The sequence below is a fragment of the Pseudomonas sp. RA_15y_Pfl1_P11 genome (genome assembly GCF_963970975.1).
Classification (GTDB): domain Bacteria; phylum Pseudomonadota; class Gammaproteobacteria; order Pseudomonadales; family Pseudomonadaceae; genus Aquipseudomonas; species Aquipseudomonas tritici.
In genome coordinates, this window is the sequence record NZ_CAXAOY010000006.1 from 1 (window position 1) to 14,425 (window position 14,425).

The 14,425-nt window shown below is 52.9% G+C and carries 13 protein-coding genes; 1 reads left to right on the forward strand and 12 read right to left on the reverse strand.

All coding sequences use genetic code 11. The features are described from left to right. Positions 1–278: 278 nt before the first annotated feature. The 11 genes from AACY44_RS09105 to antA all read right to left on the reverse strand — a co-directional run bounded on the left by AACY44_RS09105 (position 279) and on the right by antA (position 11,394). Positions 279–1,028, reverse strand: coding sequence for a hypothetical protein (locus AACY44_RS09105; protein ID WP_339530074.1), 750 nt, complete (start codon positions 1,026–1,028; stop codon positions 279–281). A gap of 277 nt (positions 1,029–1,305) precedes the next feature. After that, a complete protein-coding gene (locus AACY44_RS09110) occupies positions 1,306–2,772 on the reverse strand; it encodes an aldehyde dehydrogenase family protein (protein WP_339530075.1) in 1,467 nt (488 codons plus the stop codon). Between the two features lie 101 nt (positions 2,773–2,873). Further along, positions 2,874–4,109: a dienelactone hydrolase family protein gene (locus AACY44_RS09115; protein ID WP_339530077.1), complete on the reverse strand. Its 1,236-nt coding sequence runs from the start codon at positions 4,107–4,109 to the stop codon at positions 2,874–2,876. A gap of 22 nt (positions 4,110–4,131) precedes the next feature. Next, entirely contained in the window at positions 4,132–4,926 is a 795-nt protein-coding gene (locus tag AACY44_RS09120) for an SDR family oxidoreductase (RefSeq protein ID WP_339530078.1), read from the reverse strand. After that, positions 4,923–5,504 (reverse strand): isochorismatase family cysteine hydrolase, encoded by a 582-nt coding sequence (locus AACY44_RS09125; protein ID WP_339530079.1) that lies wholly within the window; start codon positions 5,502–5,504, stop codon positions 4,923–4,925. The genes AACY44_RS09120 and AACY44_RS09125 overlap by 4 nt, the downstream gene beginning before the upstream one ends. A gap of 11 nt (positions 5,505–5,515) precedes the next feature. Next, positions 5,516–6,049 (reverse strand): aromatic-ring-hydroxylating dioxygenase subunit beta, encoded by a 534-nt coding sequence (locus AACY44_RS09130; RefSeq protein ID WP_339530080.1) that lies wholly within the window; start codon positions 6,047–6,049, stop codon positions 5,516–5,518. Further along, the gene (locus AACY44_RS09135) at positions 6,039–7,370 is read right to left on the reverse strand and encodes an aromatic ring-hydroxylating dioxygenase subunit alpha (protein ID WP_339530081.1); all 1,332 of its coding nucleotides are present in this window, start codon (positions 7,368–7,370) and stop codon (positions 6,039–6,041) included. Before AACY44_RS09135 ends, AACY44_RS09130 begins: the two co-directional genes overlap by 11 nt. An 18-nt stretch (positions 7,371–7,388) precedes the next feature. Continuing rightward, positions 7,389–8,333, reverse strand: coding sequence for a PDR/VanB family oxidoreductase (locus tag AACY44_RS09140; RefSeq protein WP_339530083.1), 945 nt, complete (start codon positions 8,331–8,333; stop codon positions 7,389–7,391). Positions 8,334–8,455: 122 nt separating this feature from the next. Beyond that, positions 8,456–9,475 carry an anthranilate 1,2-dioxygenase electron transfer component AntC gene (antC, locus tag AACY44_RS09145; RefSeq protein WP_339530085.1) on the reverse strand — a complete coding sequence of 340 codons (1,020 nt, stop codon included), beginning with the start codon at positions 9,473–9,475 and terminating at the stop codon, positions 8,456–8,458. 19 nt (positions 9,476–9,494) lie between these two features. Next, positions 9,495–9,986: an anthranilate 1,2-dioxygenase small subunit gene (gene antB / locus AACY44_RS09150; RefSeq protein WP_339530087.1), complete on the reverse strand. Its 492-nt coding sequence runs from the start codon at positions 9,984–9,986 to the stop codon at positions 9,495–9,497. 4 nt (positions 9,987–9,990) lie between these two features. Continuing rightward, positions 9,991–11,394 (reverse strand): anthranilate 1,2-dioxygenase large subunit, encoded by a 1,404-nt coding sequence (antA, locus tag AACY44_RS09155; protein WP_339530089.1) that lies wholly within the window; start codon positions 11,392–11,394, stop codon positions 9,991–9,993. A gap of 466 nt (positions 11,395–11,860) precedes the next feature. Between antA and AACY44_RS09160 the strand changes: the two genes are divergently transcribed. Continuing rightward, on the forward strand, positions 11,861–12,871 hold the full coding sequence (locus tag AACY44_RS09160; RefSeq protein WP_339530091.1) for an AraC family transcriptional regulator: 1,011 nt from the start codon (positions 11,861–11,863) through the stop codon (positions 12,869–12,871). A 147-nt stretch (positions 12,872–13,018) separates the two neighbouring features. Here AACY44_RS09160 and AACY44_RS09165 read toward each other — a convergent pair whose 3' ends face one another. After that, the gene (locus AACY44_RS09165) at positions 13,019–14,365 is read right to left on the reverse strand and encodes an aspartate aminotransferase family protein (protein ID WP_339530093.1); all 1,347 of its coding nucleotides are present in this window, start codon (positions 14,363–14,365) and stop codon (positions 13,019–13,021) included. Between the last annotated feature and the right edge of the window lie 60 nt (positions 14,366–14,425).

The following is a 14,425-nucleotide window of genomic DNA, read 5'->3' on the forward strand; positions in this document are numbered from 1 at the left end:
GGGATATCAGCCATTTTTTGATGCACCGGTACAACTGGATTCGACCGCACCAATTTAATGGTGGGCTGCCACCGGCTCAGGCTGAGAAAAAACTTAACGTCGTGTCCGGGATCAGTTGACCACTACAAGGTGTTTCGACTGCGGGTACCGATGGATTGGACATGCTAGTCACTCCTGGCGCCAGTTGGCGCGTGGTGGGAAGTGACATGGATTGAATCGCACCACGGCGGATGAGTCATTGCATCGCAATCAACCCTATTGCAACGCAATTGGCTCGATCAGGTATTTTTTTTGAGGCTACGATTGGCCACGGCAAACTTTTCATCCAGCGTGCGCTTGCTGAGGCCGGGCACATCTTTGTGACGGGCGACAATGGCGTCAACGATGGCTGCTTGATTCGTGAATACCGAAAGAGGTTTTCCGGCGGGCGAATGGTCCAAAAGAAGGCTGACCAATGCCCCAATGATATTGTGATAGGTCAGTTCACTACGCTCGCTGAGTTGACCATTCGTTTTGGCCAAGGCTTTGAGATCATCTCTTTCAAGTCCAATCGACTGGAGTTCTCCCAAGATTTCTTGAATGTGTTGCTGTTGCGCTTTCAACGCTCTCGATAACTCGTCTCGATCTGCTTTTACTGAAAGAAAAGTTCCGAGACTGACCTTTGCAGATGTACCCTCACCGGACTCGAATAAAAAGCTGGGCTTATGGTCGGGGTAGTGAATCTCCATCCAACGGCGTAAGTCCGAATGGCGGATGGTCAGCTGATAGGGCTCTACATAGCTTCCCAAAGGAACAGGAATGCCAAGGCAGCCGTACGGCAGTTCACCATTGCGTATGGCGTCTAAAATCCTTTCGAAAGCGATGTGAAGATTGGGCCATTGGGGGAATAGGACTGCAAGGTTCTCGGGACGAGACCAATCCTCCTGGACAATTTTGGCTTCGTAGCGAGTGAGATTGCACCAGCGCAATGCTGCATCTATAGGGCGATAGAAGCTTTTGCTATGCGGATTGAAAACATTAAGGCTCATCTACGGCGGACCTCCATTCCTTAAAGGTAGGTCTCTCACCGATGATCTGAAAATCAAAACTAACTATTCACGCTAGCCGCTTCCTCGGCTGACGGACTCGGTGAGGTCATTCCATTCCAGTTAAACGAGTTTTTAAGTGTAAAATATCTCGGAAATCGTAGTTTTTTCCAATGCTCACTATTTTCTTCTTCTGAACTCAACTGGGATCAGTCTCCAGTCATGGTGCGGATTAATACAATGGCCCCAACCCGACAGGATGGGGCCATAATATTGCTCATCAGATAGGGAAGGCACGCTCACCCAGTTGTAAAGTTACCCACTTAAGCTCGGTCATGTCGTGAATTGAGTAACGACCATTTTCCTTACCATGACCGCTATCCTTGAAACCTCCGAACGGGGCATTTGGGTCGTCGTCAAAAGAATTGTCATTGATATGTACCGAGCCAGCTTCGATACGCAGAGCGAAGTCAAACGCCTTCTGAAGATCGTTTGTCACAATGCCGGAAGAAAGACCGTAGGAAGTATTGTTTGCCAGCTCAATGGTGTGCTCAAAGTCTCTGGCCTTGTATATAGAAACAAGTGGTCCGAAGCTCTCTTCGTCGTAGACGTCCATCGACGGCGTGACGTCAGTCAATACGGCGGGTTGGAACAGGTTGCCTTGATACTCTCCACCCGTGAGCAAACGAGCACCTTTAGCAACGGCATCGTCGATATGACCACGGATGAATTCGCACTGTGTGGCGTTGATCAGCGGGCCAACGATCGTGGTGGGATCTGCCGGGTCCCCACAGCGAATGGAGCGGACTTTTTGAACGAACGCGGTGCAAAACTCCTCATAAATGCCTTCTTCGACGATGATCCGCGAGTTGGCCATGCACACCTGACCCTGGTTAAAGAAGATGCCGAAAGCAGCCGCGCTGACGGCATAGTCCAGCTTCGCATCATTGAGGATCACAATAGGGCTCTTGCCGCCAAGTTCCAAAACGATTCGCTTCTGAAACTTGCCTGCCAGTTCGGACAGATAACGGCCGACTTTTGCCGACCCCGTGAAGGTCACCATTTTCACTCGCTTGTCGGAGAAGAACTTGTCCCCGAGCGCTTCATTGGTGGTGGGCAGCACGCTGAACACGCCAGGTGGGACGCCGGCTTCTTCCAGAATCTCGGCGAAGAGCAAGCCAATCAGCGGGGTTTGCGGGGCCGGCTTCATGAGGAATGCGTTCCCGGCGGCCAATGCAGGGGCGAGCTTTTTCCCGTTCAAAAGCAGCGGTGCGTTAAAAGGACCAACTCCTGCAACGACACCCAGCGGCTGCCTGATGGACATCGAGATACGACCCGCGCCGTCGGCAGGCATGGTTTCGCCACGGATATCCCGCGCCTGTCCTGCCGCTATACGGAATGTGCTGACCATGTAGTCGCATTCGAACATGGCTTTGCCGAACACATTGCCACCTTCCTCGATGAGGATCTTCGCAATGTCGCCGCGACGGCGTTCGATGATGTCCGCAGCACGGCAGAGAATGGCCTCGCGCTCCTTGGCCAGGGTTTTCCCCCAAGCCTTTTGCGCCTCGAAGGCTGACGCGATAGCGCTGTCGATATCTGCTGCCGTTGCAAGCTTCACGCGTGCAATAGCTTTTTGGGTGTAGGGGTTAATCACGACCTGTTCCGGCTGGTCGTCGCTCTGCCACGATTTACCGTTGATATAAGGGTGATAGATTTTCAGGTCTTTTATGGCTAAGTCGGTCATTGCAGCACACCTCTGGGTCAAGTTTGCGCAGAAATTATTGTTGAAGTATCGCGATGGATGCGGGCTACGCCCCCCTGTTCTCAGGACTGCCCAGCGGCGCATTACGAGGCTTCGCTATTCTTCCAATTATTCATCAGCGTATTCGAAGGCAGTGCCTCATCCAGAAGCTTCTGCGCAGTGATCACGCCTGCGACAGGCAAGCCTGTTGGGTCAAGAAGGCCGACCTGGACCAGCAGACTCGCTTGATCCCAGTAAATGTGCTCGTGATAGAGCTTGTCGCCCCTGAATCGGACGACCCCCAGCATGGGGATTTCGACGTACTTGCCGGTAGGCGCCACGTTCGGCAGCATCCAATCGATCTCCGTCGTGTGGGTAAAACACATGATGAATTCGTCGACGATCTGCAGTGCACCCACCGTCCGGGACAGGGGGATCAGTTTCATGTCCGGCGGGTTTCCATGGACAAAGTGGTGCTGATAAAAACGGCTCAGCTGCTTGCTGCCAACGCCACCGGTCATCGTCGGGATGTGGTTGACGTAGGGCTCCGAAACCATGGTGGCCATGGTTGCAGGAACGTCCCGCGTATCAAACTCATGCTTTACATGTTCGTCCCACAAATCCGAAAGGTTGAAGTTTGGACCAATCTCCCTCTTCAACGCTGCAATGGTTCGCTCATGCGCCATGAGGGCGGCGGGTTTGTCGAAGTGGTCACTGCCTGCACGTGCAAAAGCGTGGTCGACATTCGGATAGACATAGATCTCCGAACCCTTGTTGCCCTTTAACGCTGAGCTGATTTTTGCGCGGGCCTGGGCGTCGCAGTAAGCGTCGTTTTCGGCAAAATGAAGAACCAGACGACCCCGGATGTTATCCACTTCGTCGAGATAGTTTTCGATGCCCATGCCATAGAAACCTACCGAGCAGGCAGCCTTAGTGCGTGTGGCCGTGAGATACGCCAGTTTGCCGCCCATGCAGAAGCCGACGAAACCGAAGTCATCGCCTTCGACCTGGTCCAGGGTTTTGAGCTTGGCAAAACTTGCAGAAATATCATCAACAGCCAGATCCAAATCCAGGCGTTGGAAGAAATCAATCGCTTTTGCAAAATCCTGTTCCGTGTAGCCGAGGTCGACGTTCCGCTCCATTCTCCAGAATAGGTCGGGCACCAGTACCACGTATCCCTCTTCAGCGTAGAGGTCTGCAACGGCACGCATGTTTGCGTTGACGCCAAAAATTTCCTGTCCGAGAACCAGCCCTGGTCCTGTTCCGCTGGCGGGTACGGCAAGATAACCGCGAAACGTTTGTGCTTTGTCCAGAGTCTGGATACCGATGAATTCGCCCATTTTTATGTTCCTCTCGATCAAACTATTCAGAATCGGAATGACGCTCGAACCAAACGCGAGGTGATATGCCTCTGTCTGGACCCAGGATGGAAAAACCGCCATCAACAGGTATATCCACGCCGGTCATCCAAGAGGCGCCGGATGTGCAGAGAAAAGCGACCACATTCCCCACTTCCTCACCTCGTCCGATACGCCCTAGAGGGTGGAAGTCAGCGCCGACGCGGTCAGCGAGCGCAATATCGTTATTTGTCAGGTTGGCTACGGTCGGGGACCAGGTCCACGCCGGTGAGACGCTCAGCACGCGAGTGCCCTTGGGTGCCAAGCTCACGGCGAAATTCTTGGTTAATTGAAGCATCGCGGCTTTAGACGCGGGGTAGAGTGCACGGCCTGCTGCACCGAATTTCCCGCCCGTGCTGGTGATGTTCACTATCGTGCTGCCAGGCTTTAGCAGGGGCGATACTTTTTGCACGAAGATGGCGGCAGAGATAACGTTGACGTTCAGGCTTTTGTGCCAATCTTTCCGGGACGACTCAATGCCCTGGTCGGTGTAGATACATGCGTTGTTAACCAGAATGTCGATTTTTCCGAATTGATTGAGGGTGTTGTCAATACACCTATCAATATCTTCATCGTTTTCCACATCGCACTCTGTGTACGAAGCGCACGGCCCCAGCTCGTCGCATAGCGTGCTTCCTGCGCTGGCGTTACGCCCGACCAACATAACTTGCGCACCCTGGGCGATCATGACTTTGGCAATATCCAGACCAAGCCCCTGAGTGCTGCCGGTGATGATTGCAACTTTTCCTTCCAGGCTCATGATTGCACCTTGAACAATTGGTCAACGCTGGAAATTTCAGCGATCAGGCTCATGCTTTTAAGAGACGCTTGATGTGCCGCCGGGTCTGCTGCAGAGCAGGCATCTGCGGGGACGACTACGTGATAACCGCAGTCCACGGCGTGCCTTACGGTACTTTCCACGACCGAATGAGTGGCCACGCCGGCAATGATCAGCGTCCGCGTATTAAGCGTGTTTAGAAGTGCTTCTCCATGCGTGCCGTAAAACGCGTTGATACGCTTGTGGGTAATGATGAATTCCTTGCCGTTTTCATGGGGGCTCAAGGCGTCGAGGAATTCGGCGCCCCACGTGCCGTCAATCACGGCGCCTATCTTCTCTACGCTCTTCAAGATGGGCGCATTAGCGATCAAGTCGGAGTAATCACCTCGATACGCGACACGCGCATGGATGATGGGCCAGCCGTTTTTTCGCGCGCCACGAAGTAAAGCTGTCGCAGAGGCAATCAGATTCGCGCGAACAGCCCCATCTTCGTCCATGCCTACTTTGATACGTCCTTCCGGATGCAGGACATCATTCTGATAGTGGAGCGCGATAACCACGGGCCGCTCCATCACACGAATACCTCCAAGTTGGCAAACACATCATTGCAGTTGACCAGGTCAACACGCTTGAGCTTGATCTTCCAACCATCCACCTTATTGCCGGCAAGTTTGTAGGTGTAACGCCCGGCGAGTTGACGTTGGTCCAGACGCCATTCCGTGGCCTGGAACACCGCGCTGACTATCAGGCAATCGTCTTCGTCCAGGCCTTCGATGCACACATTCCCAACCAGATGCGCTGTTTGAGTTTGTGGTTGCTGTGACCAGTTACGCGCATTCTCCACGCGACGAATACGTGTCTCGCGCAGCATTCGGTTTTCCCAGAACAGGGAAATGTGGTCGAAAGGATTTACCTGGTTGTGCTTTTGCGGCACCCAATACATGCCATCGTCGGTGAAGAGTTTGTCCCACTCCCAGAACTTCCACGTATCCAGCAGCCGAGCTTCCTTAAACAGAAATTGCTCGACCGAGCGAAGGGTGGCTTCTTCGACAGGTGCAGGCTTGAGGTCGGATGTATTTACGTTGAAAGCGCGGTCAAGCAACATTATTGCTCTCCTTGGCGATAATTGTTCCGGTCATGAACTTTTTCCAGGCCGCAAACTGATTACGCATGGGCAGTTCGCTGGTGCCGTTGGTAGAGACTGCGCCGTCTTCAAGAAGGGTATCGGTGCCGACATAACGGTGCATACTGATCCAGTTGCCGCCTCGGGTCATGTTGCCCTCCTGGCAGCGTGCATACACTTCAACGTCGTCCGGCATGACATTTGAAGAAGGGGAGTTGATGACGTTGGCGTAAGTCAGCGCCCGATCGAACACCACATCGGGGGCACCTTTGCAGCGGAACGTCTGGATCTCCACCATGGTTTTATCGACGGCAACCGGGCGGATAACCCGGAATTGCATGAACACGGTATGAGGCGATCCGCTGCCGTAAATCACGGTGTTGTGTCGGTTCATGCCCATGATTTCACGAGCCCGGTCCGCCCCGTAGGCTTGGCTCAAACATTCAAAGTGCGCGCGGGAAACTTCGTCCTTCTCAGCGGCATCCGGATCGAAGATCGCCTCCATGTAGCCATGGCCATTATGGTAGGCGCGCAGTTCCAGTTTTTCCCAGAAGTCATAGGGCTCGCCATTGCCATCCATGATCAGCAGTTCGAACGGCATCTCGCCGATGGCTTCGGCCTGTTCTCGAGCGGCATCGACAGATGATTCATGGGTGACCCGTGCGTGCATGGTGTCGTGGAGGTTTTCGTAGAAAACTTTCCAATTGGAACGTTGTTGCACGCGGAAAATACCGCCCGCTACTTCGAGTTCACCCACCGGGGACCTGTCGCACATGTTGTCGATGGAACTGACGACGCCGCCAAGGAATGTCTTCAAGTCTTCGCCGTAGGACGCCTGACTGGCGAAGACGAAGCCGCGGTAGCTATCGACCCGGGCCACACTGGCCATGGAGAAATCGGGATGTTTCGGGTCATAGCAGGTGCCCTCGAAACCGCTCTTCAGCGGCGCCGACAGGTGAGAGCCGTCCAACTTGAATGTCCAAGCGTGGTAGGGGCAGCGGAAGAACTTGCCGACATTGCCGTCACCGTCCGCCACCAACTTTGCGCCCTTGTGAGGGCAGCGGTTGTAATGGACGTTCACTTTGCCGTCAGGCGCACGAACCATTACCACATCCTGGTCGCCGATCCGGGTCGTGTGGTAATCGCCAGGGTTTTTTACTTGACTCTCATGGCCCACATAAATCCAGGCATGCCCATAAATCCGCTCCATTTCGAGTTGAAAGAGAAGAGGGTCTGTGTACACGCTTTTATGAACGCTGTCGGGCCGGATCAAATCGGCAATTTGTTCATTACTGGGAATCATTGGTCGCTCCTTTATTTATTAGAGGTCAAGTACCAACTTGGCAGTCTTGGCACGAGAAACGCAGGTGCAGAAAGCGCCGCCGGAGCGCTCGCGATCAGACAGGCAGATATCACGGTGATCGGGTTCACCCTCAATGACTTGCGTTACGCACACACCGCAATCACCACGGCGGCAGTCGAACATCGGATCCAGGCCTGCCTCGATCATCACGTCCAGGAGGGTCTGGCCTGCGGCCACCGCAAGGGTTACTCCACTGGCGCGAAGTTCCACTTCGAACGCCTGGTCGCCATCTTCTTCAAGGGCGCCGGCGAACAGTTCGTAATGGATATGATCTTCCGACCAACCAAGTTCCCGAGCGACGTTTATAACCGAAGTGATCATCTCCACGGGGCCGCATATATACAGATGCGTGCCTTGGGAGGGGTTCGCTAACACAGTGGATGCCGCGAAACGTTTGCTGGCGTCTCCGCCGCTTATCCAGCATTGGCTGTTGCCCAGGCACTGCACCTCGTCCAGGTACGCCATGTTGGCAGCATCGCGGCCGGCGTAATGCAGGGTGAAAGCCTGTTTGGACGTCTGCAGTGCGCGGCCCATGCTCAGCATCGGTGTGATGCCGATTCCACCTGCGATTAGCAGTATGTGGTGGGCCTCGTCGACCAGTGGAAAATGATTGCGAGGGGGTTCTACCTCAATGATTTGACCTTCGGTAAGTGTATGTACCCACTTGGATCCTCCCGTGCTCTTGTCATCCAGTTGCACGGCGATTTCATAGTGGTCGCCGGCCGACACGTTCACGATTGAGTAGGCGCGCTTCTGCTTTCTAGCACCCTGGATATGCAGTTCGAGGTGAGCCCCCGGGGTAAATTCGGGGAGCCGGCTACCGTCTTGCGCAACTAGTACCAACCGCCGGATGCGGGGAGTAAGCGCTTCAATACTTTCTATTTTTACTGATAATCTGGACATAAAGAACCCGCGTGCATAACTAACAGTCAATAAAAGTCAACTGGGCGTCCGGTGGAACTCATGACTCAGGCGATAAAACTTATTTAAATGGCTATCGCTTGAGTGGCAGTGCCTGAAGGGTGTCAGGTATTACTTTCCGTAAACTTTTCAAAGTACATCCGCACCGAAGTAAGTTGTTTTTCCAGGTGCCATTTTTTTACAGACTCTACCATTGGCGGAGGGCCGCACATGTACATGTCAAAGGGCGTGTCTGAGCGTTCGAAGGGGGCGAGGTGTTCAGGAATAAACCCCTTTTTGCCCTGCCAATCGTCAGCCGCATTGCTGAGGACCGGTGTGAAATCGAAGCCTCGGATCGTCGATTTGTACGCCTCGATACGCGGAATTTCGCACAGATCCTGTTCTGTCCTGACACCATAGAAGAGATGGATCGGGAACCCGGCCCCGCCTTTCTCTACCAGTTGGTCGAGCATGCCGAGGAAGGCGGACAGCCCGGTTCCGCCTGCAACCATCAACACTGGACGGTCGATATGGCGCAGGTAGAAGGCGCCCAATGGTGCCTCCATCTGGATGATATCGCCTGGCTTGCAACGATCACGCATGTAGTCGGTCATGACTCCGCTGGGTAGAAGACGAACCAGAAATTCGAGTGTTCTACTTCCAGGTGCACAGGCAAACGAATAGGAGCGACTGTGACCGGTATCCGGCACGTGCAGGCGTGCATATTGGCCGGGCAGATAATTCAGTGGAGCTGAATCTGGAGCTGACTCGACCTTCAATACAGCAGTGCTGTCAGATACCTGAATGACTTCAGTGACAGTCGTTATCACCTTCGATGTTCCAGAACTTCCACACAGTGTCGAGTCGAAGTCGAAATAGAAGGAGGCGTCGGATAACACCCTCGTTTGGCACGACAGAATCTTGCGATCAGCCAAATCCTGTTCAGAAAGGGCTTCTTCGTCTACGTAATCCTGAGTATAACTTCCGGACTCACAACGGCCCTGACAGGTCGCGCAAACCCCTTCGCGGCAGTCCTGAGGGATTTTGATCCCACTTTTAAGCGCAGCATCCAACAAAATTTCGTTAGGCTGCACGGGGCAAAACAGTGTTTTACCGTCGGCGAAGTTAAACGCAACCTTGTACATGTTTTAACCTTTCTCGGACTTAGATGTGGTAGAAATCCAACACTGAATTGATCTTGTCATTCAGCAGCACGCTGTGCTTTTTGGAGATCAGCCAGCTATCACCATGCGGTCGGAGTGTGTAGGTAGCACGCCCGTAAAAGTGCTCGGACAAGGCTTGGCGGTAATACAGGGTCTGCCAGTTAACGCGCACTTCAAGATCGCCTCCCTCCAACGGGTGAATCCGAACGTTGTTTATTTGATGCAGAGTCCGCGGCAGGGGCGTCGCAGATGCCGCTTTTCCTGTGCGAATTCGAAATACCCTATCTTCCAGGCCACCACGGTTGGGGTAGTAAATCAGCGACATCTCGCGCTTGGGGTCGGTGGTGTAGACGTGCTCCGAATCCCACTGGGGCAGGTGGAACACGCTGTCTTCGCTAAAAAGCGCGAGGTAGCCGTCCCAATCCTGGTCATCGCAAAGCTCTGCTTTTTTGTAGAGGAATTGTTCTACTTGATACTGAAGTTCGACGTTCATTGCCTTATACCTCCTTCAACTTCAGCGCTTGGGCGTCGGCGGCTTTGCGCGCCAGGCCATTGAGCAGAAACTTCTGCCAGTTGCCGTGTTGGTTTACGTAAAGGCCTTCGTGGGTAAATTCGGCCCCGATCATGGCGGGAGAAATTCCAATGGTGTCGGTATTTTTCGTCGGCCCTGTTGTCCACTTGTCGCGGCCACGGGAGATGTCGCTCCAGCGCTCCAGGCGGGCCTGGAACCCCCGCTGTGCTTCACGAAATTCGACGAGGTCGTCGGGCGTTCCCATGCCGGACACATTGAAGAAGTCTTCGAATTGGCGGATCCGGTTTTCGCGGTCGGCATCGGACTCGCCTTTCACGCCAAGGCAAAAACTGTTGATCTCGGTCTTGTTCCACGCAATCGGACGGATGATCCGCAGCTGCGAGCTGATCTGATCGAGGAAAAACATGCTTGGATAGACGTTCAGATTGCGCAGCCGATGCATCATCCACTCAGCTTTGTCCTGGCCGTATTCCTCCACCAGTCGCGGCATGATGGTTGCGTACCCTGGACGAACTTCCGGGTTCGGCATGTCGCTGAACAAGACGCTATGGCCGTTGTTGAAGGCGAACCAGCCGTCGTCGGTTTCCGCATCCCCGGCGCCCAACTTGCTGTAATCAAGGAAGTCGCCGGCGTTATGCCCCTTGGAAGCGTTAACTTGCTGACGATGTTGCACGGTCGACACATAGTTATAGTGGACAGTGCTGACGTGATAGCCATCAAGCCCATTCTCGTTTTGCAGCTTCCAGTTACCATCGTAGGTATAAGCGGATTTGCCCGGCAACACTTCCAGTTCGCCGGTGGGCGATTGGGCGACCATCATGTCGAAGAATACTTTCGCATCCCCCAGGTAATCCTCAAGCGAGTCAGTGCCATTCACGTCAAGGCTGACGAAGACGAAACCCTTGTAACTTTCGATACGGGCCTTCTGCAAACCACGAGTTGCTTTATCGAAGTCTTCCCCATATTCAGCAGGTGCCTTGACTTTCACAAGCCGGCCATCGCTCTTATAGCACCACGCATGGAAAGGGCAGGTAAAAGTAGACTGATTGCCTTTGCCGACGCGAGTTAAGGTAGTGCCACGGTGTTGGCAGGCGTTGATCAGGGCGTTTAACTTGCCCTCGCCATCACGGGTAATAATAAGCGGCTGACGACCTGCGTTCATGGTGACGAAGTCGTGTTTGTTCAGGATCTCGCTTTCGTGGCAGGCATAAATCCAGTTTTTTTCGAAAATCAATTCCATTTCCAGATCGAAAAGTTCTGGCTCCGTGAACATATCACGGGCAATACGGTAGATGCCTTCCTCGCTTCGAAAGTCCAGGCAACTCTCGATATATTCTTTCCACTGGCTAATATCGCGCATACGGCTCATGGGTAGATCCTCAATCGTGCGGTTATGCAGGCTTCCTATTAGAGGCGGCGGCCGTCGATTGGTCTATCCGATTTATTTATGACTTAAAGCCACTTAATGAGATCAAAAGTCGACGTGGATAGCTGGATATTGAATCATCATATTAATGAGAACGATAATCAGCGGGTTGTTATGGCATGCAGTGTAGATGTTACTGGTCGTGGGTAGAAAGGTGCCGATCCATTAAATCAGGTCGTCTTTCGGGTAACAAGTGGTGCAAGTTTCCTTGGTATCGCCCACGAAGAGTGCTCGTGACGGTGCCTGAAATGGCAGGTATTACCTAAAGGTTCGAAACTATCCAATTAATCGGAGAATATTATCCAAATAGGCAGGCTTCAATCGTTGATCAACTCTGTGGCACGCCTCTTGCTATTAATCAGATACGCGCCGAAGAGCGCATCGTCTTTCCTAACTGTGGTGCCTTGCTATGACCGAGCCGCATTTTGTTCCCCATAGTGATATTCAGATCAACGGCTGTGATATGGAAGGCGCCCGAGCATGGATGGAGCAGGTGTGCGGTCCTCACAGTCTGAAGAGTGGACAGCCAGGACGGATTTCATTCCGTCACAGCGCCAGAGTGTTTCGCTCCTATGCCACGAAGTTAGGTACTTTGGAGTATGGGGCCGATGTTTGTATCGGCGTCGAGGGCTCTGAACAGTTGGACAGCTACAGCCTTAGTTTGCCGCTTTCCGGCGAGCAGGAGCTGATTTACCTTGGGCGTCGTATCCCGTCCAACAGGAGCATGGGGGTCATCGTTTCGCCTTTCCATAGTCAGGAACTTTCAATAGCGGGCGATTGCAAGAAGCTGTCGGTCGTAATCCCTAGAGTCACGATGAGACTTGCGCTCGAAGAAATCCTGAAGCGCCCCGTGGAAACCCCTATCAACTTTGATCCGCTGATGGACGGACAAATAGGGGCGAGCGCTTCCTGGTGGCGATTGATCAATCATTTTGTTTCCGAGCGAGAAGTGGGTGGGGCGATTTTCGATCAGACTCTCTTTTCAAGAGACATCGAGGCCTCCCTTGTCAGGGGCTTGATATTGGCTCAGAAGAGTAATTACACCGACGAGATTCACCAGTGTCTGATCGGAAAACTGCCCAGCTTTTTACTTAAAGCCAAAGACTTTATACATTCGAATGCCCGTGAAGATATTCGTCTCGAAGATATTGAGCATGCCGCCGGTGTTTCCAGATTTAAGCTTTTCGATGGGTTTCGTAAACATATGGGCATGTCGCCGATGGCGTACCTGAAGAAATTACGCTTGTCTGAAGTGCGCAGGCAGTTGCTGGATGGTGGGCGGGGTACGAATATATCCACTGTTGCCACTGAATGGGGGTTTAACCATTTGGGTCGGTTTGCGAGCGAATACAAAAAACTATTTAATGAGATCCCAAGTGCTACGATACATCGTAACGATGGTGGGCGGGCGCATATGTGATGGGTGTGTTGTAGCGAAGTCGTATATTCACAACACCCTCAAATGGCTTGGTTGATTTTAATCCCAAGCCATTTTTTATTGATCGGATGAGTGGCGAAAATAGCCGGACTATCCAGTGCATGAATAATCCGGCTTGGCAGGGCGGGGTCAACGAGTACCGTAAATGAGTGTAACCACGTCTTTGGTTGTTTCGATGTAGCCGTTAACGTCTTCGTCAGTCATGGGAAGTGTCAAGCCGACCTGGCCGCGATGCACCGGGAAGTAACCGCGAGTGGCCATCTCCAGTGCATAGATGCTCATGCTGTTGTCGTCAATCTTGTGCCAGTGATCGCGGTGCGTGGTGATCGCCTGACCCCTTTCACGAGTAAACGCAAAAGCGAATACGGAGAAGGCGCCGTAGATAATAAAAGGGTAGTTATGTTCTGCGGCCCAGCTGTTCAGTTCTGTTTTGATCTTCGCGTACATGTCGTTAAGTCTTTTATAGGCCTTTTCATCCATGGCCTTGAGGCATGCAATACCGGCTGCGCACGCCAGCGGGTGGCCATGGTGAGTCCCGGAGATCATCACCTGGTTATCTTCAAGTACGCGGAACACCTTGCGGCTACCGCCGACTGCACCGATAGGCAGGCCGCCGCCGATCATCTTGCCCAGCACGGTCAGGTCAGGCTTGATCTCATATTCGCTTTGAAGGCCGTTGTAAGCCGCGCGCATAGTCACGGTCTCGTCGACGACCAGCAAAATGCCCAGTTCTTCCGTCAGCGCACGAATTTTTTTAACGAACGTTTTGTCCAGCACTACGATGCCACCGGCGCAGGCCTGCAGCTCCATCATCACGCAAGCGATGTCTTCTGCGTTACCGCGTAGAATTTTCTCGCAGGCTTCGTAGTTGTTTTGCACCAGAATAATGACGTTTTCGGTTTTGTAGACTGGGATGCCGTCGGAGTCTGGAAGGGCTTTGGGGTTGAAGTCCGGACCGGGAAAGTTGTCCGGGTTTGGATGAGCGGAAACCGCTAGCTCATCGGTAAAGCCATGGTAGCCGCCCTCGAACTTGGCGATCTTGGTTCGTCCGGTGTAACCCCTGGCAATACGCACGGCACTGAGACACGCCTCGCTCGCCGAGCAAGAGAACTTAACCTGCTCGATTGATTCAATTCGTTCGCAAATCAATTTCGCAAGTTCCAGTTCATGATCGGTCGGATTGCCGAAGGAGAAACCATTGGGCAGCATATCCGTGATGGCCTGAATAACGGCAGGGTGATTATGCCCGAGGACGTTGGTGGAAAAATTATTATTAAGGTCGAGTAAGCGTTTTCCATCAATAGTATGAATATATTGGGCATCGCCTTTTTCTACAAAAATGGCGTGTGGTCCAAAAGCAAAGGTGCGCCGGCTGAAGCCGCCTGGAATATAATCCTTGCCCTTGGTTGTTTCACGTTTGGACAAGTTGAACGCTTCAGAAAAGTTGGTCACAGACTGTTGATAATCAAGCTTCATGGCTATTCCCACGTAAAGAACTGAACAAAGTAGTTTGGGGTGTTGGGTTTAGATGAACCA